The organism is Ditibartonella apis (assembly GCF_001952075.1).
Taxonomy (GTDB): Bacteria; Pseudomonadota; Alphaproteobacteria; order Rhizobiales; family Rhizobiaceae; genus Bartonella; species Bartonella apis.
The window spans coordinates 907,953-929,722 of record NZ_LXYU01000001.1 but is presented as its reverse complement, the minus strand read 5'-3'; the positions used below and the strand labels follow the sequence as shown (position 1 = coordinate 929,722).

General features: G+C 45.0%; 18 protein-coding genes. 11 read left to right on the top strand and 7 right to left on the bottom strand.

Annotated features, from left to right (window positions below):
• Positions 1–952 precede the first annotated feature (952 nt).
• Genes PEB0122_RS04200 through PEB0122_RS04185 form a run of 4 tightly spaced genes read left to right on the top strand, consistent with a single transcriptional unit; the run spans position 953 to position 4,767 of the window.
• Positions 953–2,011, top strand: a complete 1,059-nt coding sequence (locus tag PEB0122_RS04200) for an acyl-CoA dehydrogenase family protein (protein WP_075869148.1) — start codon at positions 953–955, stop codon at positions 2,009–2,011.
• A 25-nt stretch (positions 2,012–2,036) separates the two neighbouring features.
• Positions 2,037–2,828, top strand: a complete 792-nt coding sequence (locus PEB0122_RS04195) for an ABC transporter ATP-binding protein (protein ID WP_075869149.1) — start codon at positions 2,037–2,039, stop codon at positions 2,826–2,828.
• Positions 2,818–4,005 (top strand): ABC transporter substrate-binding protein, encoded by a 1,188-nt coding sequence (locus PEB0122_RS04190; protein WP_075915564.1) that lies wholly within the window; start codon positions 2,818–2,820, stop codon positions 4,003–4,005. The genes PEB0122_RS04195 and PEB0122_RS04190 overlap by 11 nt, the downstream gene beginning before the upstream one ends.
• A 15-nt stretch (positions 4,006–4,020) precedes the next feature.
• The gene (locus tag PEB0122_RS04185; protein WP_075915562.1) at positions 4,021–4,767 is read left to right on the top strand and encodes an ABC transporter permease; all 747 of its coding nucleotides are present in this window, start codon (positions 4,021–4,023) and stop codon (positions 4,765–4,767) included.
• Positions 4,768–5,099: 332 nt separating this feature from the next.
• Here the strand turns inward: PEB0122_RS04185 and PEB0122_RS04180 are convergent, their stop codons facing one another.
• The gene (locus tag PEB0122_RS04180) at positions 5,100–5,504 is read right to left on the bottom strand and encodes a winged helix-turn-helix transcriptional regulator (RefSeq protein ID WP_075869153.1); all 405 of its coding nucleotides are present in this window, start codon (positions 5,502–5,504) and stop codon (positions 5,100–5,102) included.
• Between the two features lie 104 nt (positions 5,505–5,608).
• Between PEB0122_RS04180 and PEB0122_RS04175 the strand changes: the two genes are divergently transcribed.
• Positions 5,609–6,802, top strand: coding sequence for an MFS transporter (locus PEB0122_RS04175; protein ID WP_075869154.1), 1,194 nt, complete (start codon positions 5,609–5,611; stop codon positions 6,800–6,802).
• Between the two features lie 1,316 nt (positions 6,803–8,118).
• Here PEB0122_RS04175 and PEB0122_RS04165 read toward each other — a convergent pair.
• Positions 8,119–8,988 carry a LysR family transcriptional regulator gene (locus tag PEB0122_RS04165; RefSeq protein WP_075869155.1) on the bottom strand — a complete coding sequence of 290 codons (870 nt, stop codon included), beginning with the start codon at positions 8,986–8,988 and terminating at the stop codon, positions 8,119–8,121.
• A gap of 246 nt (positions 8,989–9,234) precedes the next feature.
• Between PEB0122_RS04165 and cydD the strand changes: the two genes are divergently transcribed.
• Genes cydD through cydX form a run of 5 tightly spaced genes read left to right on the top strand, consistent with a single transcriptional unit; the run spans position 9,235 to position 15,538 of the window.
• Positions 9,235–10,932, top strand: coding sequence for a thiol reductant ABC exporter subunit CydD (gene cydD / locus PEB0122_RS04160; protein WP_075915744.1), 1,698 nt, complete (start codon positions 9,235–9,237; stop codon positions 10,930–10,932).
• On the top strand, positions 10,929–12,638 hold the full coding sequence (locus PEB0122_RS04155) for an amino acid ABC transporter ATP-binding/permease protein (protein WP_083639735.1): 1,710 nt from the start codon (positions 10,929–10,931) through the stop codon (positions 12,636–12,638). The genes cydD and PEB0122_RS04155 overlap by 4 nt, the downstream gene beginning before the upstream one ends.
• An 11-nt stretch (positions 12,639–12,649) precedes the next feature.
• Positions 12,650–14,224, top strand: coding sequence for a cytochrome ubiquinol oxidase subunit I (locus tag PEB0122_RS04150; RefSeq protein ID WP_075915558.1), 1,575 nt, complete (start codon positions 12,650–12,652; stop codon positions 14,222–14,224).
• Between the two features lie 12 nt (positions 14,225–14,236).
• Entirely contained in the window at positions 14,237–15,388 is a 1,152-nt protein-coding gene (gene cydB / locus PEB0122_RS04145; protein ID WP_075915556.1) for a cytochrome d ubiquinol oxidase subunit II, read from the top strand.
• A gap of 24 nt (positions 15,389–15,412) precedes the next feature.
• Entirely contained in the window at positions 15,413–15,538 is a 126-nt protein-coding gene (cydX, locus tag PEB0122_RS04140; protein ID WP_075869158.1) for a cytochrome bd-I oxidase subunit CydX, read from the top strand.
• A gap of 151 nt (positions 15,539–15,689) precedes the next feature.
• On the opposite strand, the gene PEB0122_RS04135 is transcribed toward cydX, so the two are convergent.
• The 3 genes from PEB0122_RS04135 to PEB0122_RS04125 all read right to left on the bottom strand — a co-directional run bounded on the left by PEB0122_RS04135 (position 15,690) and on the right by PEB0122_RS04125 (position 17,851).
• The gene (locus PEB0122_RS04135; protein WP_075915554.1) at positions 15,690–16,202 is read right to left on the bottom strand and encodes a ClbS/DfsB family four-helix bundle protein; all 513 of its coding nucleotides are present in this window, start codon (positions 16,200–16,202) and stop codon (positions 15,690–15,692) included.
• Positions 16,203–16,547: 345 nt separating this feature from the next.
• Entirely contained in the window at positions 16,548–17,225 is a 678-nt protein-coding gene (locus PEB0122_RS04130; RefSeq protein WP_075915552.1) for a glutathione S-transferase family protein, read from the bottom strand.
• A complete protein-coding gene (locus PEB0122_RS04125) occupies positions 17,225–17,851 on the bottom strand; it encodes a TetR/AcrR family transcriptional regulator (protein WP_075915550.1) in 627 nt (208 codons plus the stop codon). The genes PEB0122_RS04130 and PEB0122_RS04125 overlap by 1 nt, the downstream gene beginning before the upstream one ends.
• 184 nt (positions 17,852–18,035) lie before the next feature.
• Between PEB0122_RS04125 and PEB0122_RS04120 the strand changes: the two genes are divergently transcribed.
• Positions 18,036–18,566 carry an HPP family protein gene (locus tag PEB0122_RS04120; protein ID WP_075915548.1) on the top strand — a complete coding sequence of 177 codons (531 nt, stop codon included), beginning with the start codon at positions 18,036–18,038 and terminating at the stop codon, positions 18,564–18,566.
• A 130-nt stretch (positions 18,567–18,696) separates the two neighbouring features.
• On the opposite strand, the gene PEB0122_RS04115 is transcribed toward PEB0122_RS04120, so the two are convergent.
• Positions 18,697–19,986, bottom strand: coding sequence for an acyl-CoA thioester hydrolase/BAAT C-terminal domain-containing protein (locus PEB0122_RS04115; RefSeq protein ID WP_075915546.1), 1,290 nt, complete (start codon positions 19,984–19,986; stop codon positions 18,697–18,699).
• A gap of 166 nt (positions 19,987–20,152) precedes the next feature.
• Positions 20,153–21,721 (bottom strand): ABC transporter substrate-binding protein, encoded by a 1,569-nt coding sequence (locus PEB0122_RS04110; protein WP_075915544.1) that lies wholly within the window; start codon positions 21,719–21,721, stop codon positions 20,153–20,155.
• Positions 21,722–21,770 lie beyond the last annotated feature (49 nt).

The following is a 21,770-nucleotide window of genomic DNA, read 5'->3' as shown; positions in this document are numbered from 1 at the left end:
ACAAAGCGGCTTGTTCTCTTTTGGGTTTTAAAAATGCTTTTGATAAAAAGGACTGTGAGTGTGGCAACATCATGCTTGCAGCCCTTTAGTTTGCTATCATGACCTGCGAAAATGAATTGAAAAATTTTTTAACTTCATTCCCTTTATAACACCGCTTACCGGCTGTTGTCCGGAAACTCCCCCACACCATGCCAACCCCACCCCTGCTGGTCATACCTATTTTTTTAAGGCTGGTTATTCTTTTCGCCTGCTTCCCGATCTCACTCCCCCGATCGCACCTCTTTGTGACCTTTTTCACCTATCTTCCGCGACCTTCCAAGTGGTGAGGATGTTAAACCTTGCAGCATTATCCTCAAATTATGGCAGACGGCAAAATTCAAGCGACTATGACGCTCTCTTCGACCTGCACAATTTATTCACCACAATTTGCCTGCACCGTTTGAATGATAAACTGAAAAAGCGTTTTCAGCTTTGTCCTTGGCGATCTTGCCTGTCACTATCGCCTTTTTGCTACTCGTGGTAAATTATGAAAATTTGGATTTCATGCCTTATCCAAATACTTTTTAAAAAATTTATTTTTTAAAATTTTTTACGTCACTGAACGAGAATTGTTCAACAAATGAAAAATTCTGCCTTCAAAAATCAGGGGAAATCAGCTCGTTTTCCTGAGGGAAAACGGGTTATTTTTCACATTTTGCTCAAAAAACTCTTTAAAAAATTTATTTAAATTTTTTTAAAAGGGAGAAAATATTTTTCGCAAATAAAAAAATAAAAGGTTGAACAATTCGTGAAAAGAAGAAATATTAGGTTTGTCCATAGCAAGTTTGCGGGGAATTAAAATGTCTCTTCCTTTACAATTCAACGTTTTTTCAATCGCGCCTTTCTTCAAGAGCGGCGAGAAAAAGCGGTGCTTGTCTTTTTCTTCACCCCTCATCAACAGGCAATTTTAAAAATGTTATCCCCTTGTTTGAAGGGCTTCAATAAGCTCTATCCATGGGCTGAAGCCCATGCAGAGGAATGGGACACCACGTTTCAATCCTCGAAAATTATATTGGAGCGCTTGGCAAAAGAAAAATTGACCGGCGTAGGTGTGCCGGAAAAATTCGGTGGCGATGGCAAAACCATTGCCCATGCTATTTTGACAATTTCCGACATTGCCTATTCCTCGTTCACTGCTGCCTTCGTCTTATGGGCGCACCGCGCTTATATCGAATGCGTTTTGCAAAGCCCGAATGAAACGCTCAAAAGCCGTCAATTGCCGTTACTGACATCAGGGAAAATGGCCGGTTCTGCCGGCCTTTCCAATTTGATGAAGCATCTTTGCGGCCTTGAAAAAATGGAAAATTTTGCCTCGCTTGACAATGGCATTTATCACCTTACCGGTAAAATGCCATGGATTACCAATATCGACTGCCAAGGCTTTTTTGCAGCCTGTGCAGCGGAACTTGATAACGGACGCGCCGTAGTTTTTAGTCTCGAAAATAGCGACAAAGGCGTCACGGTCCAATCGCTCGATTTATTGGCTTTGCGCTCAAGCGGTACAAAAGCGATCACCATGGATAAAGTTGCTTTGACGGCTGACCGGATTTTGCATGACAATATTGCCGAATGGCTGAAAACATTGCGTCCGGCTTTTATCGCACTTCAATGCGGGCTATTTTCAGGATTGGCAGCGCGCTTTATTGACGAAGCCAAAAAACATTTCAATGCCCGAAGAGCGTCGCTCAAAGGCGATATAGACGAGACAGAAAAAGAACTTTCAAACTTGCGCGACGCACTTTTCAAAGGCGTAAACAATCACCATTTTGTCGACGCTCCCGAAGACCTATTCAGGCTACGTATCAGCTTGACCGACTGGCTCTGGAAAGCGGTTCTGCTTGAATTGGAAACCCGTGGCGGTGGTGCCTATCTCATTGAGACTGCCGAAGGTTTTCCCCGTCGTTTGCGCGAGGCAAGTTTTGTTCCCATTATTACCCCCAGTGTCACGCAGCTTAAAAAAGCCTTGGCATGATTAACCCGTTTATCCATTCAAATTCATGACAGAAAAAGCCCCCCTTCTTGAAGCAAAAAACATCGTTTTGCGATATCGCGACGATGCACCCGCTATTCTTGAGAATTTCAACCTTGCAATCGGAAAGAATGAAACTGTTTCCATTCTGGGGCCCAGTGGTGTTGGAAAATCAAGCCTTTTACGTGTGCTTTCCGGCCTGCAAAAGCCGAATGGCGGACATATTTTTGTTCACGGCAAAGAGCTTACCCGTGTTGACCCGAATATTGCTGTGGCCTTTCAAAATCCGGGTTTATTGCCGTGGCTGACATTGGAAAAAAATGTGGCCTTTGGCCTTGATTTCAAAAACCGCGAGAAGCTTGAAAAACGCGAACGGCAAAATCGGGTGAATAAAGCGATCCATGAAGTTGGGCTTGATTATGCACGTAAATTGAGACCATCCGAGCTTTCCGGCGGGATGGCACAGCGGGCAGGATTGGCGCGTTGTTTTGCAAGAAATCCGGAAGTGCTTTTTCTGGATGAACCGTTCGGCGCACTTGATGAATTGACGCGGCAGGATATGCAAAATCTGCTGATTAAACTCGTTAAAGAGTTCTCCGCTTCAACACTTCTTGTCACTCACGATATTGACGAGGCATTGCTTGTTAGCGAACGCATTATTCTGCTTGGCGGAAAACCGGCAAACATTATCGGCACGTGGACAATCAATTTCCCCAAGCCACGCAATAATTTTGTCGAAGAACTTGGCAAAATCCGTATCGAAATACTTGCAGCTTTGAGAGATGCAGGACTTAAAAAAGAGATGAAATATGAAAGATGAGTATTTTTCCCGCCGCGACATTTTGCGGCTATCCGCTTTATTGACGGCAAGTGGCGCTTTGCCGTTTTTAAATATCGGAAGAGCGAAATCACAGGAAAAGGATGAGCCGGTAAAAGTCGGCTATTTGCCTATCACCGACGCAACAGCTTTGCTTGTGGCTCATGGTAAAGGTTTTTTTGAAAATGAAGGTTTGAAAGCCGAAAAACCGGTTCTCTTCCGGAGCTGGTCACAAATTGTAGAAGCTTTTTTTGCCGGCCAGATCAATGTGATGCATGTTCTTTCGCCAATCGCTATCTGGGCACGCTATTCAAGCAAGGCGCCGCTTAAAGTCGTTGCATGGAACCATATGAGCGGCTCCGGTTTTTCTGTTGCCAATGACATAAATTCCATTTCCGATCTTGGCGGCAAAAACGTTGCTATTCCATTCTGGTATTCAATCCACACAGTTGTATTGCAAATGATCTTGCGCAAAAACGGCTTGACCCCCGTTTCCAGAAAAAGCGGCACAATTGAAAAAAATGAAGTCAATATGGTGATCATGGCCCCATCGGATATGATACCGGCGGTTGCTAATGGTCAGGTTTCGGGCTTTATCGTTGCAGAACCCTTCAATGCGGCAGGTGAAGCTGCCAAAGTTTCAAAGCTTGCAAGATTTACGGCCGATGTCTGGCGTGACCATGCCTGCTGTCTTGTCTGTATGCAGGAAAAAGACCTGAAAGAGCGCCCAGAATGGTCGCAAAAAGTGGTTTCGGCCATGGTCAAAGCACAATTGTGGACAGCAACGAACCGCGAAGAAACAGCGCTTCTTCTTTCCAAAGAAAATCCGAACAAATATATGCCTTTCGGTTCCGATGTTCTCAAACGTGTTCTTGTTTCAACCGAGGATGATAACCGGTTTTATGAAAAATCGGGTGCAATCATCCACCCGGACTGGCTTGAGAAGCGCATAGATTTTCAACCCTATCCCTATCCGAGCTACACAGAAGAACTGGTAAGACGGCTGAAAGACACTTTGATCGAAGGTGATAACGCGTTTCTTCAAACACTTGATCCGGCTTTTGCGGCCAAAGACCTTGTCGATGACCAATTTGTCAAACACGCCTTAAGCGAAGTTGGCGGACTTCCCGCTTTCGGCATGAAAGACAGTTTCGTGCGCAATGAAGAGATTGAAGTTTAACGGGGAGAAAGCGTGATGAAAAGCTGTCTTCGCCATTTGTCCGGTTTGTCAGGACTTGTCGTGCTTCTTTTCCTCTGGTGGCTTGGAACAGATGTTTTGAGTGACAAGAACAGCTTTGCAAGCCGCTTTTCGGTTGAGGAAACATTGCCGACTTTCTGGCACTTGTTGACCAGCTCCGACTTGACTCTTCACGCTCTCATCAGCCTTAAACGCATTGTTGTCGGTTTGCTTTTTGCGCTCATCATCGGTGTGCCTGTCGGGCTTTTAATCGGCGCCAAGCCGTGGGTGGAAAGAGCGACCGGCCCCGCATTCCAGTTTCTGCGCATGATCTCGCCATTGTCGTGGATGCCGATTGCCGTCATGGTTTTCGGCATCGGCGACAAGCCGATTTACTTTCTTCTCACCTTTGCAACCGTCTGGCCGATTATGTTCAACACAGCAGCAGGTGTCAAACAACTTGATCGGCATTTTCTGCTGGTTGCAAAAAGCCTTGCTGCAACACAAAGTGAAACATTGCTCTATGTGGTTTTTCCGGGAATTTTGAGCCATATGATGACGGGAATCCGGCTTGCGATCGGCATTGCGTGGATTATCATTGTCCCTTGTGAAATGTTGGGCGTCTCGGCAGGCCTTGGCTATTTCATTCTTGATACACGTGACCGGCTTGCTTATCCTGAGCTGATGTCAACCATATTGCTTATCGGATTGATCGGCTATTTGCTTGATAGCTTAGTTCGCGCGGCCGCCCGCCGCCTTGGCTGATCTAACCCACGGCTTGGTTGATGAAGATGACGCAAACCGGATTTTAAAAGGATGGGGGCGGAAGTCCCCCTTCTTTATCTGAATGTTATTAAAAAACCGGCATACCGGATGTGGGATTAATAGCCGCAGTGATTTTAACCGTAAGCATCGCTAGCAGTCGACGTTCCTTGAAAATCCTGAATGTGGTGAGCGGGGAAGACAAGAACATATGGTCTAACTTTTCAAGTTTTCCGCTTACTCGCCCCGATGTACCCCGCTAACAAAAACAAGGAAAAATAGTCCTTTGTTCTACTAACGCTACGTGGGGCTTCTACCATAATTTTACCAACTCGTTAATGAGCGGGTTTCTCATCCTGTTTTGCGTTCTTGTGCTGATTTTTTTCAAATTTTTCCAATGCGTCGCAGTTGCTTTTTCCCCAATCAAACAGCATTTCAACCGGCTCGCAAAATCTTTTTCCGAGCGGGGTGAGCGAATATTCAACCTTTGGGGGAACAACGGTATAGACATGACGGTGAACGAGCCCGCCTTCCTCAAGATCACGCAATGTCTGGATCATCATTTTTTTGGAAATTCCCGGTAAAGCGCGTTGCAATTCACCAGTGCGACATTTGCCATTTGGCCAGTGAAACAATGCGTGCAAAAGCATACTTTTCCATTTGACCGAAAATAATTCCATAATTCTTCGTGCCGGACAGGTTTCGACAAAGACAATGTTTTCATTGGTGTTTTTCGGCATAATAGTCACTTTTTAGTATCTATGTCCCTATTAAGTACCTTCTAGCATATTTTTTACTAGTAGCCTAGCTGTTTTCTGTATCTAACAAATCAGGGAATATCATTATGCCAGCTGCTTTATGGGCTTTTGCAATTGCCGCTTTTGGTATCGGCACAACAGAATACATTATTTCCGGCCTTTTGCCGGCCATTCAGGCAGATTTTCACATTTCGGTCTCGGCTGCCGGTTTCTTGGCAACCTCCTATGCATTGGGTGTATTTTTCGGAACTCCGATTATCATCATATTGGGAAGCAATGTTGAAAAGAAAAAGTTGCTGCTTCTTGCATTGACATTTTTCATCGTCGGAAATTTTCTGACCGCTCTTGCACCCAATTTTACCACCGCCATTTTCGGGCGGGTTATCAATTCGCTTTGTCACGGGGTTTTTATCGGTATTGCTTCTGTCCTTGCCGCAGACCTCGTCCCTCAAGATAAGCGAACCAGCGCAATCGCCTTCATGTTTAGCGGTATGACGGCAGCCAATTTCATCGGCGTTCCTGCCGGTACCTGGTTCAGCCATGTAACGTCATGGCGTACCACTTTTTATCTCATAACTCTTATCGGTATGGTTGCATTTGTTGCAACGTCGAGATTGGTTCCAAAACAGCCGAAACATCATGAACAATCATTGAAAAACGAACTTTTTGTTTTTGGCGATATTCATGTTCTTCTTGCCATGGGCATCACTATTTTAGGCCCTGCAGCATTTTTCACCTCGATTACCTATATTGCGCCAATGGCCAAAGAGCTTGGTCATTTTTCCGATCAGGGCGTTACATTTCTTCTGTTCATTTTCGGCGCCGGATTGTTTGTCGGAAATTATTTGGGTGGCAAATTTGCCGACCGTGCACTCATGCCGGTTCTTTATATTACGCTCTTCGCTCAAGCCGTAGTGATGCTGTTTTTCTACTTTACAATTGGCAACAAAATTGCCGATGTATTTTCTATATTTTTCATGGCTGCCTTCGGTTTTGCCAGCGTTTCGCCAATCCAGCGCCTTGTTATGGATAGAGCAAAAGCCGCAGGCGGTGCAAATCTTGCTTCGGCGGTCAATATCGGCTTTTTCAATCTTGGTAACGCACTGGGTTCATGGCTCGGCGGTCTGGTGATCGCTTATGGTTTCGGCTATGCCTCGCCGAACTGGGCAGGTGCTTGCCTTTCTTTTGCAGCACTTTTCCTTGCTTTTCTCTCAAGCCTTTTTGCAAAACATCAAGCAAAGCAGAAATTAGGTGAATGTTGCCCGTCAAATACAAACTAAACCATTGCCTGGCGGGGACATACAAGTCCCCGCTCTTTTTCGCCTTTTTAGAGCGTTAACATTTATCAGTAACCGCCGAAACTGCGCCTCAAGGCGAAAGCAACGAGGCAATATCGTAATAAGGCGAGGAAAAAAGACAAGCCCACTCAAAAGCCCTTCTTACCTGAAATTCAATCTAGCCAGAAATTCCGCCTTATCAACAAATCCGCACCATCTGTAAATTCGGGCTATCCGTCAATTTATGCCATTTGCGAATCCGGAACGTTCAAAAGCCCAAGACGCACGAACACTTTAATAAAGTGGGTGTCCGTACTGTTTTCCTGATCTTCAATGATTAAGACTTTGTAGCGGTAAAAGTTTCATAGCTCCCACGAGGCCGACATCTCGGCACCACGATATATTTTTGCAACAGAAGTTTCCCGACCATTTATTTTAACAATCGTTTGATTTAGCTAAATGGAATTCAGAACTCTTGGCTATGTCCGGTCATAAACGACCGCCGACTAAACAGATTTTTTAATAAAAATTCTCGTTTCGGAAATTTTCCAATAAGTTACAAGAGTGTGAAACTTTGACGACACCAATACTGGTGAATAAAATTTTCTAGACGTCAAAACTGCGCCAACTTTCAAGGTACCTTGCAAATCCATTTGTCGGGCATTTGGCACCCTCCTCTAATACTCCCTCTCCCTACAAAAGAAATGGCTGGTATTTCCGAAAGCTCAGATGTCGGAAACCTGAACTTCAAAATTGACTGCCTAAATTCCTCATCTATTTTGGAAGTGATAGCTATGAAAAGTCGCCCGTTTTAATACCATTTCCCCCTCAAAGGGGCAAAAAACCTCTAAAATCCGCAATCAATTGGATAATCACAGGCCTGCACTTCCACGGAAAGTCACCCCCCTTTTTCCCTTTAGCAAAAATTGTCAAGATCAATGCAATTCAAGGTCATCACGCGTTGCGGGCTCACAGGAAAATTGGATTAGCGAGAGTTTGAACAAGCCGGTATTTTTGCTCGCCAGTGTTTCAGCCGATCAATGTTTCAGACACACCGAATTTCCAACCCGATAAATTCATGCCGATAAATTTGTCTATTCGTGATATTTTTTCAACTTCAAAAATACTTCAGTACTTTCAGACCTTTCTAAAAAATAGACAGCCTTGAACACACTTCCCGCTGTATTCTTTAACCGGATAATTATTTCTCTATAAAGCCGCAAAAAAGGATATGATTCACTTCCAAATAATTTTTTGGAAAAATATTCTTCCAAAATACAGCTAAAAGTTTCGCTATTGGTGCAAAATACTCGTTTTAATTACTGCTTTAGGAAATTTTTCAATTTTCCGCTTGTAACCGGAATATTTTTCTTCCACGTCGCTTCGTAACGGATTTGTATCGGGCGCTCGTCCTGATCGCACAAGATATAGCGCTGACCTGATGTCACAGTGATTGCCGATTTTGGCAAAAGTGCCGCTCCGAGCCCGCAATGCGCCCAGTTTTCAAGTTCACGAAAAGAAACAGTTTTACCGGTATATTCTTTCAGAACATGATTGTGGTGCCCGAACATTTCCCTGATAAATTTGTTCAATCCGGATTCATCATCAACCATGACAAAAACCTCGTCGGAAATATCGGAAAAATGCACCACATTGACGTTTCTGATCGGTTGTGCCGTGCTCGGTATAAAATAGAGCGGCTCTTCATAAAGAAATTCGCTTGCCCTTGTAGGCTTTTTTTCTGCTGCAACATCAAAGACATAATCGACTTCACCTCGTTCCAGCAAGTCGATAAGATCGCCGCTATTGCGTTCGCATAACACAATTTCCGAGTCCGGATTCTCCGTGCGAAAATCATTCATGACGGCTGCCAGATATTGGCAACTCATCAAAGGCGATTTGCCGATCCTGACAACATTTGTTTCCTGATTGTTAAATTTTTTGCTTTCGTCAACGAGATCATAATTGGCCTCGACCAGCTTCTCGATATAGGGCATAATGTGCTGCCCGAAAGGCGTAAGGCCAACGCGCCGCGTTGTACGTGAGAAAATGCGCGCCTGAAACTCGTCTTCAAGCTGGGCGATGCTGTTTGACAAGGTCGGCTGGGTTACATGGCAGTTCTTTGCTGCTATAGTAAAACTGCCTGTCTGTGCAACAGCCAGGACATAGTTCAATTGTGCCAGGTTCATAAGTGATGCGCCTTAAGTGTTCCCTTTGATTATTTATAGCTTAAAGAAATAAATCACATTTGCAAATACAATTTTTAAAACAGATTTCACTCATGTATAAAAAGTTCATGAGCTCATACCTATATAATAATCGTTTATACGATAACGCCTAATCCTGAAATTTAAAGACGTGAGGACGTAAGTATTTGCGGCATTACTGCCGCAACGATCTTATATGTTTTGACTGTGAAAGCGGGTCAAATTGATATGAAACATGAAAGAGCCGGTCTCCTGCCAAGACTTACCCTGTCACAAATCATATTCAGTCTTTTGCCGCTCTTCTGGATAGCTGAAGCTGCACTGTTGAGCCTGATTGTCGCAAAAGCGGGTGAAGCGTTGTCGACCATTATCATTGCATGTCTTGCTATCGTTTTCCTTGCTGCAATCAAAGCCTGTCTTGATTATCATAGCCAACTTGACCTCTTCAAAAATTCCCGTAAAAATTTGAATGAGTGGCGCAAACGTGGCCTAACCCACCTTAATTTTCTTTCTCCTTTAAGTAAAAAACGTATGCCAAGCGGCGAGGCAGCCAATATCCTTGTCGATCAGGGAGAGACACTCGTTTCTTGGAACGCGAACTACCGCCCTTTGATGTTGCGCGCTGCCGTTATTCCGGTTGTCATCCTTTGCCTTATATTACCGTTTTCATGGCTTGCCTGTTTGCTGCTTTTTATAACAGCACCGATCATTCCGCTATTTTGGGCCATTATCGGCGCCAAAGCTCAAAAAGCAGCAAAAGAACAATGGCAGGAAATGGGCGAGATGAATGGCTATCTGCTGGATCGTTTGCGCGGCATAAAGACATTGCGCATTCTTGACGCCACCTTCTGGAGTGCGAAACGCCTTGCTCGCCAATCCGACGACCTCATTACGCGCACGATGAAAGTATTACGCATTGCTTTTTTGTCGTCAGCGGTACTGGAACTTTTCTCGGCTCTCGGTGTCGCCTTGATGGCCGTTTATATCGGTTTTCATCTTTTAGGTGTCATTACCATCGGCTTTTGGGGAAACAAGCTTAGCCTTGCAGAAGGGCTCTTCATTCTTTTGCTTGCGCCTAGTTTTTTTGAACCATTGCGCGAACTTGCAAGCGTTTGGCACGACCGTGTTGCAGGTAAAGCTGCTATGGAAAATTTCACAAAACTCGTTGGCAAAGGCGAGACGATAGTTCATCAATCTTCTGATGTTCCGCAATCGCCAATTGTTCAACAATCATATGATACGAAGCCGGAAGAAACAGCTTCGCCTCAGAATGGAACTGCAATCGAAATTGACAATCTCTCATTCGGCTTCATTCCCGAAAAACCGGTTTTCAAAAACTTTTCGCTTAAAATCGGCAGGCAAGAAAAAGTTGCGCTCACTGGAAAAAGCGGCGCCGGAAAATCGGTTCTGCTCTCACTCATTGCCGGTCTTATTCAGGCTGACAAGGGTTCAATCAAAGTTAACGGCTTGACTGTGGACGGGAACAATATAGATGAAATTCGAGCCAAAATCGGCTGGATGGGTGCAAAGCCTTATTGGTTCGACCAGTCAATCCTCTCCAATATAACATTCAACAGAAAATTCGATCATATTGACGATTATCTTGATCTTGCCAATTTGAAAGATTTTGCCAATGAGCGCAAATACCAGCGCCTTGGTGAAGGCGGAAGCGGTGTTTCCGGTGGCGAAGCAGCTCGCCTTTCCTTGGTGCGGCTGGCACTGGAAAAAGACCGCAATGTCCTTCTCATTGACGAGCCAACCGCCCATCTCGATCCTGAAAGTGCAAAGATTGTTATAGATGCACTCATAAAAATTTCCGGAGAAAAGAGCCTCCTTGTTACAACTCATGATCCGGAACTTTTCAAGCGCATGGACAGAGTGATCGAACTTTCGCCGGAAGTGAATTGCAGGGAGAGCGAGAGATGAAAAAAATCTTTGCTCTCATTGCACCGCGCGACAGAATTATCCGCAAAAAAATGCTTTGGGGACTTGTCTTTGCCATTCTCACAGCACTTTCGACAATCGGCCTTCTTTGCCTATCCGGCTGGTTTATCACGGCAACCGGAATTGCGGGGTTAACGATTGCGGCAACACGCGTCTTCGATGTTTTTATGCCCTCGGCTGCCATACGTTTTTTTGCGCTTTTGAGAACCGGTGCGCGCTACGCTGAGCGGCTCGTCAATCATGACGCAACATTCATGCAGAGTAGAGGCTTGCGGCTACAACTCTTCAAGACAATTGCACAAAGAAAATCCTTGCGTGATCTCGCCATGCGTCCGGCACGTCTGTTGCATCGTCTAACCGGCGATATCGATAGTTACGAACTCATCTATCTGAAACTCATCGTCCCTTCTATTGTTGCACTCGTTGCAATTTTAACAATTATAGCCGTGCTTTCTTCCGTTCATTTGGGCTTGGGGCTCGGCTTTGGACTGATTGTTTTTGCAACCGTCATTGTTTTTTCCTGCCTTTCGATAAAACTTGACGAAAAACGTTCAGCCTCTCTCGCAATCCGGCGCGAAAGCCTGCGCACACGTGTGATCGCACTTCTTTCCGGCCAGACCGACCTTGTTATGAATGGCTGCCAACAATCTTTCACCAGCCATGTCATGAACACGGAAGACAGCCTTGCCACAAGCGACGTTTCCTTGAAAAAACGGCAACTCGCCATTGAAGCAATCAGCGGTTTTGTCGACAAGCTTATTTTTGTCGGGCTTATTCTCTCAACTATCCTACTCTATCAATATGGATTGATCAGTTTGCCACTGGCTGTACTTTCTATATTGGCCGCATTGACACTTTATGACCTTGTCAAACCGCTTTATCAGGGCTGCGGCGAGATTGGCCGCTATATATTGGCGTTACGCAGACTTTCGCCATTTGTCGAAGGTGAAAGTGCCAATTCAGCCAAACCCCGTGAAGAATTGCCACCATGTAGCTATGTCGCGATAGCCGACATCAAACGGGCAAGCTACGAGCCGCAATTGCCGGCAGTTTTGAACGATATTCATTTCACCGTCAGCTCAGGAGAAAAGATAGCCTTTGTCGGCCCCAACGGAGCAGGCAAAAGTTCGCTCATTTCGCTTTTCATGACAAAAGATATGATTGTCGAGGGAAAAATTGCAGCAATAAAAGCAGCATTATTGGAACAAAATACCTATATATTTCATGACACTCTGCATGAGAACCTGAAACTTGCCAATGTGACCGCCTCTAACGACGACATGGTCGAGGCCATGGAGCGTGCGGGACTACACGACTATCTCGTTAATCTCAAAGACGGCCTCTACAGCAGCATTGGGGAAAACCAGACCGGGCTTTCTACCGGTCAGGCTCGACGCTTTGCATTGGCACGCCTTTTCCTGCAGAAACGCGACCTGTGGCTACTTGATGAGCCGACAGAGAATATAGACGGCGGGACGGCCCGCGATATTCTCGAGCGCATGAAGCACTACGGGCGTGAAAAAAGCTGGCTCCTTGTCACCCACCTGAAACGGGAAGCAACCTGTTGCGACCGCATCATCACACTCGATCACACCCGCATCACTGGCGACTATGAGCGATCGAGCGAAAACTATCAACGCGTTTTAGAAAGTTTACGCGAGGACAACTATGACAAACACTCAATGTAAGGACTTGAATTATGGATATTGACATTGTCAGCCTATCACGGTTCCAATTCGCCGCGACAGCGCTTTACCATTTTCTGTTTGTCCCATTAACGCTAGGATTATCAATCCTGCTTGCCATTATGGAAAGCGTTTATGTCATGACAGGTCGAACGATCTGGCGGGACATGACCAAGTTCTGGGGACTACTATTTGGTATAAATTTTGCGTTAGGTGTGGCAACCGGCGTGGTTATGGAATTCCAGTTCGGCATGAACTGGAGCTATTATAGCCATTATGTCGGCGATATTTTTGGCGCACCTTTGGCTATCGAAGCTTTGATGGCTTTCTTCCTGGAAGCAACCTTTGTCGGCCTGTTCTTCTTCGGATGGGACCGCATGTCAAAGGTTAAACACCTGATTGCTACATGGTGCGTGGCCTTCGGCTCGAACTTCTCGGCTTTATGGATTCTCGTCGCCAATGGCTGGATGCAAAATCCGGTCGCCTCGACCTTCAACCCGCAAACCATGCGTATGGAATTGGGCGACTTCGCTTCGGTTATTTTAAATCCTGTTGCGCAAGCGAAATTCGTTCACACGGTTTCAGCCGGTTATACAACAGCTGCCGCTTTCGTCCTTGGCGTTTCCGCCTGGTACCTCCTGAGAGGTCGCTATAAAGAAATTGCCAAACGCTCGATGACAGTTGCTGCATCATTCGGTCTTGCTGCTTCACTTTCCGTCGTAGTTCTCGGGGATGAAAGCGGCTACCTTTCCGGCGAACACCAGAAAATGAAACTCGCTGCTATCGAAGCCATGTGGGATACTGAAAAAGCTCCGGCTTCTTTCACACTGTTCGGTCTTCCCGATGTTCAAAACCGTGAAACCCATTTTGCAATCCACATTCCGTGGGTAATGGGCATTATCGGTACACGTTCGTTTGACGAACAGATCCCCGGCATCAAGGATCTCGTTGCACAATCTGAAAAAGAAATCAGACAAGGTATCCTTGCTTATGATGCACTGGAAAAAATCCAACAGGCAAAAGGCGCAGCTGTTCCGCAAGAAACAATCGACCAGTTTGAAAATAACGGTCGTTCGCTCGGTTATGCACTTCTGTTGAAACGCTATGTCGACGACCCGCGTACAGCAACGGAAGAACAGATCAGCAAAGCGGCATGGGATCTTGTTCCGGAAGTTCCGGTTATCTTCTGGGCTTTCCGTATCATGGTTGCCTGTGGTTTTGCCCTCATCCTGATCATGGCGACATTCTTCTATCTGTCGGCACGTCATCGTTTGGAAAACAGGCGCTGGTTGCTTAAACTTGCTGTTTGCGCTATCGCACTTCCATGGATTTCTGTCGAATGTGGATGGGTTGTTGCCGAAATCGGACGTCAACCCTGGATCATCGAAGGAATTCTTCCGACCGCCGTTGCGGTTTCAAACCTCGGCGTTACGACAGTATTCCTGACAATTTGCGGCTTTGTTGCCCTCTATACCGCGCTTCTTGTCGTCGAAGTCCGCTTGATGCTGAAATATATCAGAAAAGGTCCGGACGTTTTGAATGACCACAGCGAGGTTCAAAACAACGCCTCTGCCACAGCATTATCTTAAAGGATAAAAATCATGATTTTGCACGATTTGATTTCATATGACGTGTTACGTATCATATGGTGGCTGCTGCTTGGCATTGTGCTTGTCGGCTTTGCAGTCATGGACGGTTTCGATCTGGGAACCGGTATGTTGCTCCCCTTTGTCGGTAAGACAGATCTTGAACGACGCATTGTCATCAACACCGTCGGACCGGTTTGGGAAGGCAACCAGGTTTGGTTGATTTTGGCAGGCGGCGGCATTTTCGCCGCTTGGCCACAGCTTTATGCTGTTTCATTCTCGGGCTTTTATATTGCCATGTTCCTCGTGCTCGTTGGCATTATTCTGCGCCCGGTCGGCTTCAAATACCGCAGCAAACGCGAAAGCAAAACCTGGCGGTCAACCTGGGACTGGCTGCTTTTTATCGGTGGCTTTTTGCCAAGTCTGATTTTCGGTGTTGCAATGGGCAATGTGCTTGAAGGTGTTCCCTTCGAGATTAAACCCGATATGCAGATTTTCTATCATGGTTCGTTCTTCGGACTGTTGAACCCGTTTGCAATCCTTTGTGGGGTTCTGTCGATTGTCATGCTGCTTACCCACGGGGCAAGCTGGCTTGCTGTCAAAACCGACGATCCTATTTTCAGCCGTGTACGCAAAGTCGGCATGATTACGGGTGTTCTCACAACCATTCTTTATGGTTTGTGCGGGCTTTTGTTGAACGTTGCAACAACCGGCTATCATATTACCGGTGGTGTGGTTGCCAACGGTCCTTCAAACCCGTTGATGAAACAGATTGCAACCAATGCTTCGGGTTGGCTTGACAATTACCATCAAACACCGATCTTGTGGATTGTTCCGATTATCGGACTTGTTGCACCACTATTGGCAGTAGCATGCTTGTCCATGAGAAAACCGGTCCTTGCCATTATCGCAAACGGACTTGGTATTGCCTGCATTATTGCAAGCGTTGGCGTTGCAATGTTCCCGTTCATCCTGCCTTCAACTATTGATCCGGTGATGAGCCTTACGGTATGGGATTCTTCCTCAAGCCATTTCACCCTCTTTGTCATGCTGATTGTCGCGATCATTTTTGTTCCGACAGTCTTGGCCTACACAAGCTGGGTCTACAAAATCCTTTGGGGAAAAGTCAGCGTCAAAACAATCGAAGGAAACAAGCAATCCTATTGATTGCTACTCTTGAAAGGAAATTCCATGTGGTATTTTTCATGGGCTCTCGGCCTTCCGCTTGCTGCCGCTTTCGCAATATTGAATGCGATGTGGTATGAATTGACGGAAGACAATGCCAAACAAAATAAAGGCGAAAATAAATCCGAATAGCCTGTAAAGAACCAAAAATCATCGCCGCGGAAAGCCTACGCTCTCCGCGGCATTTTTATTTTTCTCACAGAGTTTTCTTCGGCAATTTCCGTTTTAAAAAGTGCGCCAACAGGTCTATTTGCCTTCCAATTTATGCTCTCCGAAATCATCTTTATTCGACGTCGAGATTTTTTAACCATTTCCGCAAGCGGTTCCGTGCATTGGAATAGGGTGAAGAGGTATTCAATTGGATCATCCGCCCCATTGTCCATTTTCCGCACCACTCTTTTTCGTAAAGCTTCTGGTTATTTCGTTTGGAAATTTCGACAATAATTTGGTCTTTTGCCGCGCGAAGCCGATCAACAAGATCAACAAAAGGAACATTCTTATAATCGGAATAAAATTTCTTGGCGAGTTCACCAAGTTCATTCCACTTGAAGCCGGTTTCAGGAAAATCGACGGAGTCGCCCTTTTCATCTCTTTCCAGCCATTTCAGGACAAGCCTATTCCACCCAAAAAGATAGGCAACGAGATTTGAAACACTCATAAACTCGCCTTTTGAATGCCCCTCCATGAGCGGCAAACCGGAAACATCTGCTGGTACTTTACGCAAATCTTCAGCAAGTTTGGAAAAAGTCGTTTCGATTGCATTCAGCAATTCATCTTTATTTTGCGGTATCGACATTTTTTCCTCGCTTCACGCTCGTTAAATGGGGTAACCGTTTTTCAACGCAAGAATAGAGCCACTTGGATTCTTGTTCGAGATTTGTAAGAGCGATCTATCATGAAACCCGTTCATGTCGAAACTTACAAAATTCGTCGCCACTCAACGATATTGTATTGAAGTTGATTGATAATCGGAAGTTTATGAATGATTTTTACCCCTCATCCTGACAAGAGGAAACAAAATGATTGTCAATTGCACTTCAAATATCGAATTCTTAAAAAATAAGGAATGTGATTTGGAAGCTTTTCGGAGTAAAAGCGCTTGTACCGAAAATATATGTAACACAGCCTGTCAGATAAAAAGTTAGATACGCATGTCTTTTATGATGGAGCCGTATTGTTTGGTTACCTGCTCGTAGACATCATATCGGGGTTCTTTAATCGCTGAATCAAGCCACTCCTGCATGGCAGGCAATTGTAATAATTTATCCAGATAGTTTCGAGATCTTGCATTTAAAGGTAAGTTATATGCCCGAACTCTAAATGCAATAGGGCAGAAAAATGCATCAACAGCAGTAAATTCGTGACCCGAAAGATAAGGCCCACCGAATTTATCCAGCCCACTTTCAAACAACTCGTCGATACGGTCAATGTCCTTCTTGAGGTTTTCGGGTATTTCATCCAATTTCACTTCGACGGAGCAGTTCATCTGGCATTGTGTTCTCAACGCCTCAAAAGAAGAATGCATTTCTGCTGCTGCGCTTCGGGCCCAAGCTCTCGCACGACGATCCATTGGCCAAACACTGTCATGTTTTTCAAAAAGATATTCGACTATCGCAAGACTATCCCAAATGACTGTATCGTTATCATAAAGAACCGGCACTCTACCTGATGGAGAAAAGGTTTTGAAATTGCGATAGGTGGTGTCCCCTGAAAGAAAATGTTGGCTTTCTTTGAATGGTATTTGGAGTGTCTTTAGAAGAACCCATGGTCTTAGGGACCACGACGAATAGTTCTTATTTGCGATGTGAAGCGTATACATTATTTTTTATCCTTGTTCAGTCGAGGACTTATTGAGTTCAGCAATTCTTTTACAGTTGTGGTTGCTACTTCATACGGCTTCAAGTCACCGTAAATATTATAGTTAACAATCAATCCTTCCAGTATAATCATGATTATTGAAGCGATTTGATCTGTTTTTCCCTTGCAATCAGGCTCTATCACCTGATGGATCAGGTTATAAATAGAATCCTTATGTTTTTTTACGATTGCGGAAATCTGTTCATTCGTTTTTCCGAACTCTTCCGAAGCTTTTATAAACATACAGCCAAAAAAATCGGGTTCGGTAAACCACTTTTTATGCCACTCCAGAATAGCAGTGACTTTTGAAATGGCTCCGTCAGGCGCTTGATCGACATAAGTTTGTAAGCTTTCCATAAAATTATCATCTCGGAGCTTTAACACTTCCTCTATGAGACCATTTTTTGTTCCGAACTGGGTGTATAATGTCGGCTTTGCTATCTTTGCTTCCCCTACTATCCGATCCACACCAACATTGGCGTAACCATGTTCATTGAACAGTCGCAAGGCGGTTTCCAATAAAACCTGTCTTTTACTTACGCGTTGCCCTGCCTCTTTTTTTGATGGCATTTCTTTAGTTAGTGTCATTATTCTACCCTAAGCCATTTTTTTAAAAAAATTTTTCTATTTACACGCAACATCTATGATTGCGGCATATTGATAATTTACTTACAGGTCTGTTAAGTTATAAAAATAACAGACAGGTCTGTTAAGTATTAATATTAATCTCATTCTTATACAAAATTCAACCTCTTACCGGAGAAATAGCTAAATGAGTGATCTTACCGACGCCCCCAAAAGCCAAATGACGCTTTTCCTTACCTCGAAAGCACCGGCCAGACCTTCGTCATTGCAAATTCTGACAGGATTTGTCGGTGGCATGGTCAGCATATCAATTTTGGCATTTATGGCCGGACATTATCATGTTCCGCTCATCATGGCTCCCTTTGGCGCCACATGCGTATTGCTCTATGCATTGCCCGAATCTCCGCTGGCGCAGCCTAGAAGCGTGATAGGCGGTCATCTTCTTTCGACATTCGTAGGCTTGGCTGTTTTCCACCTGATCGGTCACGGGTTTTGGGAAACGGGTCTTGCTGTCGGTTTGGCTATAGGTCTCATGCAGTTCACCAGAACCATTCATGCTCCTGCCGGCGCGGATCCCATAGTCGTGTTTTTGGCAGGGGGGCTCGGTTGGTCATTTCTATTCGCACCTGTTTTCCTCGGCTCTGTCATTCTTGTTACTATCGCATTGGTTGTGAACAACATCGGCGTGGTCAAAAACTGGCCAAAGTATTGGTGGTAATTGCGCCCTATATCTCATCGGATAATTCAAAGAAATAAAGTGAACAGTGTACGGGTAAAATAGATCCATCCCGACAAAATGGGAGTTATAATAACTCTTTCCAGCTCGTTCCCTCACCTTCTATTCATTTTTACTCTTTTGAAGCGCTTTCTGCAAAAGATAATACTTTTTTCCATGAATCCTCGTTTGCAAATGCATTGCGCTCCGGTGTTCCGCCTCCGGTACTCACCTTTTTGGAAACCGGATGGCTATAACAGATGGCAGTGGTTGGAACATATGGAAAGACGATGGCATGCCCCGCCCCCGAATAGTCATACCATTCAACATGATAAGGGTGGCCTGATGCTGCAAGTCTATTTACGACCATGGAACAATAGAAACTTGAAGGCCACGAACCATCGTCTGTAGCAGATAACAAAATGATCGGGGTTTTAATATTTTCTACCTTTATGCGCGCGCGTTCCACAGCTTCGTCATCCGCCAAAGCTGTGCGCAATGCCAATTCATGGCGGTGCGGCTCAGGGCCATTGTCAAACGGCTCCCACGTGGCCGTCCGGTTACCATCAATCAAATGCGTTAAGGGCTTTCCGTCTTTCAACCATGCCGGACCATTTCGGCCAACTGCCGGATCGGAAGCGTTTTGACCACTATGAACCAAACTGCCAGGAAGGTAGGCAATGACCGCGGAAATGTCTTCGGGATAAAGGCTGGAAATTAACAAAGCCAGTTCACCACCGCGCGATTGACCGGAAATTGCCACAAAATTATCGCGAGGACAAACCTCATGATGTAAAAAATCCAGACCTTTTTTGAAATATTCGAGAGGCGTATTTGAAATATAATTCGATAATCCCTCTACCTTGAAATATCCCAATGCAAACGCCGCATAACCATGGGAAGCCCAAATTGCCGCTCTCGGTTCATTTATACCACCACCAGAACCATTCAGAATTAAAATGGATGGAAACGGCCCCTCTCCGGCGGGGAGACATAACGTTCCAACCAGACCATTTTTATGAATCCGTTCGACACGAATATCCGGTTTGCATAAATATTGAACCATCACATCCGAAACGACATCATTTTTATTCTTGACTTCAAAATGGGTGACGAGCTCATCACGAACATCCAGCGGAAAAATATCGGTTATATTTTTATTTTCAGGCCGTTGTGACCATATAAGCCCCATCGGCTTCACTCCGGTGTAATCACCGTCGAATGGCGCATCCCGCGAGGTATCGACTGTTCCATCCGGTGCGGCAATAAAAAGTGCCCGACTACGCCAACAATTTTCCCTGCGCATAGTCCGGCTATTGATCTCAACAACCGACGAAGGTTTGGCTCCCTCAACCAGAATATGGCGACTTTCGTCGATCAATGCGCTTTTGGGGGCGATAATCAGTTTTAATTCGGTTGTCATGAGTTCGGGCCTATATCTTTTTTGATAAATATTTGTTATATTTATAATTATTATTAAATTTTATAACAATTTTATCGTTTAATTATGTTCAATGTAACGTATATTATTATCAACTATTATTAAAATTATAATAATAGTTGATATTTATATTATAGATATAATTTTTTTATTCTTTTATTTTTTCTACCATTTGTGCAACCGTTCTATCACTCGTTAAAGGTGTCACTTTTAAACCTTTGCGCGTTGCCCAAATATTTTTGTAGTGGTAGAGGGGAATAGCGGCCACATCATCATTGATAATTTCGACTGCACGGTCCATGATCTTAGCGCGTTCCGTTTCGTCGAAAGTCTCGGTATATTTTGCCAGAATTTGGTCCAATGCTTCGCTTGAGTAATGTCCCCAGTTCGACGCGCCGAGACCTTTTTCCGGAGAGACTGTAGCATAGACATTGACCAGAGCATACGACCCTTCGCCCGTACCATTTCCCCAAGCTAACATTGTCATGGCATAGTCATTTGAACGGGCTTTCGAGGCATAAACCGCCCATGGCACAACTTCCACCTTGGTTTTTACGCCGATCCGTGTCCAGAACTGGGCCACTGCCTGAGCTGTCTCAGGAGCGAGAGGATAACGATCGGAAGGTACGTGGATAATCATCTGGAAACCTTCGGGATAGCCGGCGTCGGCTAATAATTTTTTTGCCTTATCAACATCGAACGCGATTTTTTTGAAGCGGGCATTGTATCCCGGAGCGCCTTCCGGCATCCATTGGCTGGCGACTGTTGCCGAATTCTGTAAAACCCGATCAACAATAATATCACGATTGATTGCTATATTCAGGGCTTGACGGACGCGGACATCTGTTAGCGGATTTTTATCAAGAGCTTGGCCGTTATTGTCCTTGATATAGGCATTGGGAGCCGGATTGAAACTCGGTTGCAACAGCATTACCCGCAAACCCGGATATTCGTAGACATTGACTTTTTCGTTTTTCCGCAAACGGACAAGGTCGGAAGCAGAAATTTTATCAATAACATCCACATCTCCGGCCAATAAGGCTGCCGTACGCGATGCGGGATTTGCAATGTAGCGGTAAATCACATTGTCCCAAGGGCTTTTACCATTAAAATATGTGTCATTGCGTGTCATGGTGACAACGTCGCCTGGAACATAAGATTGGAATTTAAAAGGCCCCGTGCCCACCATCGCTTTGCCGGAATTATAATCGTCGGTGGTTGCGTTTTCGCCAATGTGTTTACTGACAATATGCACAGAAGCGACATTGAGAGGTATATCGGGATTTGGTACTGTTGTTTTAATAATGAGCGTATGCGGATCTTTGGCTTCGACAGATGCAATCGTGCGTAAATAACCGGAAAAACTCGCGACCGATCCTGGAACGTTTCGCGCCCGTTGATAGGAAAAAATAATGTCATCGGCGGTAAGCGGCGTACCATCCTGCCATTTTACATCATCTCGTAATTTGAATTCCCATGTGTTGTCGTCCAACGTTTTCCAACTCGAAGCCAAATCGGGCTCAATGCGATTATCTCTGATCTGCGTTAGAAAATTCCAGAAGTGTAAATCGTTCGAGCGGTCACCGGCGTGATTGTTCAATTGCGGATCCATTGACGAGATCGGATCGGCAAAGCCTATCTTCAAATCATCTGCCGATGCAGTATAATTCATAACGACCAACAATGTGGCCGCAATAGATGTCAATAATTTCTTCATTGTCTCTCCATTTCAGCCCTCGTCCGATTTGTTTCGGGCTTACTCGTGT

Excerpts from the sequence above, each read along its gene's own strand:
- PEB0122_RS04120 (WP_075915548.1), top strand. The coding sequence starts at position 18,036 with ATGAGTGATCTTACCGACGCCCCCAAAAGCCAAATGACGCTTTTCCTT.
- PEB0122_RS04115 (WP_075915546.1), bottom strand. The coding sequence starts at position 19,986 with ATGACAACCGAATTAAAACTGATTATCGCCCCCAAAAGCGCATTGATC.
- PEB0122_RS04190 (WP_075915564.1), top strand. The coding sequence starts at position 2,818 with ATGAAAGATGAGTATTTTTCCCGCCGCGACATTTTGCGGCTATCCGCT.
- PEB0122_RS04195 (WP_075869149.1), top strand. The coding sequence starts at position 2,037 with ATGACAGAAAAAGCCCCCCTTCTTGAAGCAAAAAACATCGTTTTGCGA.
- cydD (WP_075915744.1), top strand. The coding sequence starts at position 9,235 with ATGAAACATGAAAGAGCCGGTCTCCTGCCAAGACTTACCCTGTCACAA.
- cydB (WP_075915556.1), top strand. The coding sequence starts at position 14,237 with ATGATTTTGCACGATTTGATTTCATATGACGTGTTACGTATCATATGG.
- PEB0122_RS04180 (WP_075869153.1), bottom strand. The coding sequence starts at position 5,504 with ATGCCGAAAAACACCAATGAAAACATTGTCTTTGTCGAAACCTGTCCG.
- PEB0122_RS04165 (WP_075869155.1), bottom strand. The coding sequence starts at position 8,988 with ATGAACCTGGCACAATTGAACTATGTCCTGGCTGTTGCACAGACAGGC.
- PEB0122_RS04185 (WP_075915562.1), top strand. The coding sequence starts at position 4,021 with ATGAAAAGCTGTCTTCGCCATTTGTCCGGTTTGTCAGGACTTGTCGTG.
- PEB0122_RS04200 (WP_075869148.1), top strand. The coding sequence starts at position 953 with ATGTTATCCCCTTGTTTGAAGGGCTTCAATAAGCTCTATCCATGGGCT.
- PEB0122_RS04110 (WP_075915544.1), bottom strand. The coding sequence starts at position 21,721 with ATGAAGAAATTATTGACATCTATTGCGGCCACATTGTTGGTCGTTATG.
- PEB0122_RS04130 (WP_075915552.1), bottom strand. The coding sequence starts at position 17,225 with ATGTATACGCTTCACATCGCAAATAAGAACTATTCGTCGTGGTCCCTA.
- PEB0122_RS04135 (WP_075915554.1), bottom strand. The coding sequence starts at position 16,202 with ATGTCGATACCGCAAAATAAAGATGAATTGCTGAATGCAATCGAAACG.
- PEB0122_RS04125 (WP_075915550.1), bottom strand. The coding sequence starts at position 17,851 with ATGACACTAACTAAAGAAATGCCATCAAAAAAAGAGGCAGGGCAACGC.
- PEB0122_RS04155 (WP_083639735.1), top strand. The coding sequence starts at position 10,929 with ATGAAAAAAATCTTTGCTCTCATTGCACCGCGCGACAGAATTATCCGC.
- PEB0122_RS04150 (WP_075915558.1), top strand. The coding sequence starts at position 12,650 with ATGGATATTGACATTGTCAGCCTATCACGGTTCCAATTCGCCGCGACA.
- cydX (WP_075869158.1), top strand. The coding sequence starts at position 15,413 with ATGTGGTATTTTTCATGGGCTCTCGGCCTTCCGCTTGCTGCCGCTTTC.
- PEB0122_RS04175 (WP_075869154.1), top strand. The coding sequence starts at position 5,609 with ATGCCAGCTGCTTTATGGGCTTTTGCAATTGCCGCTTTTGGTATCGGC.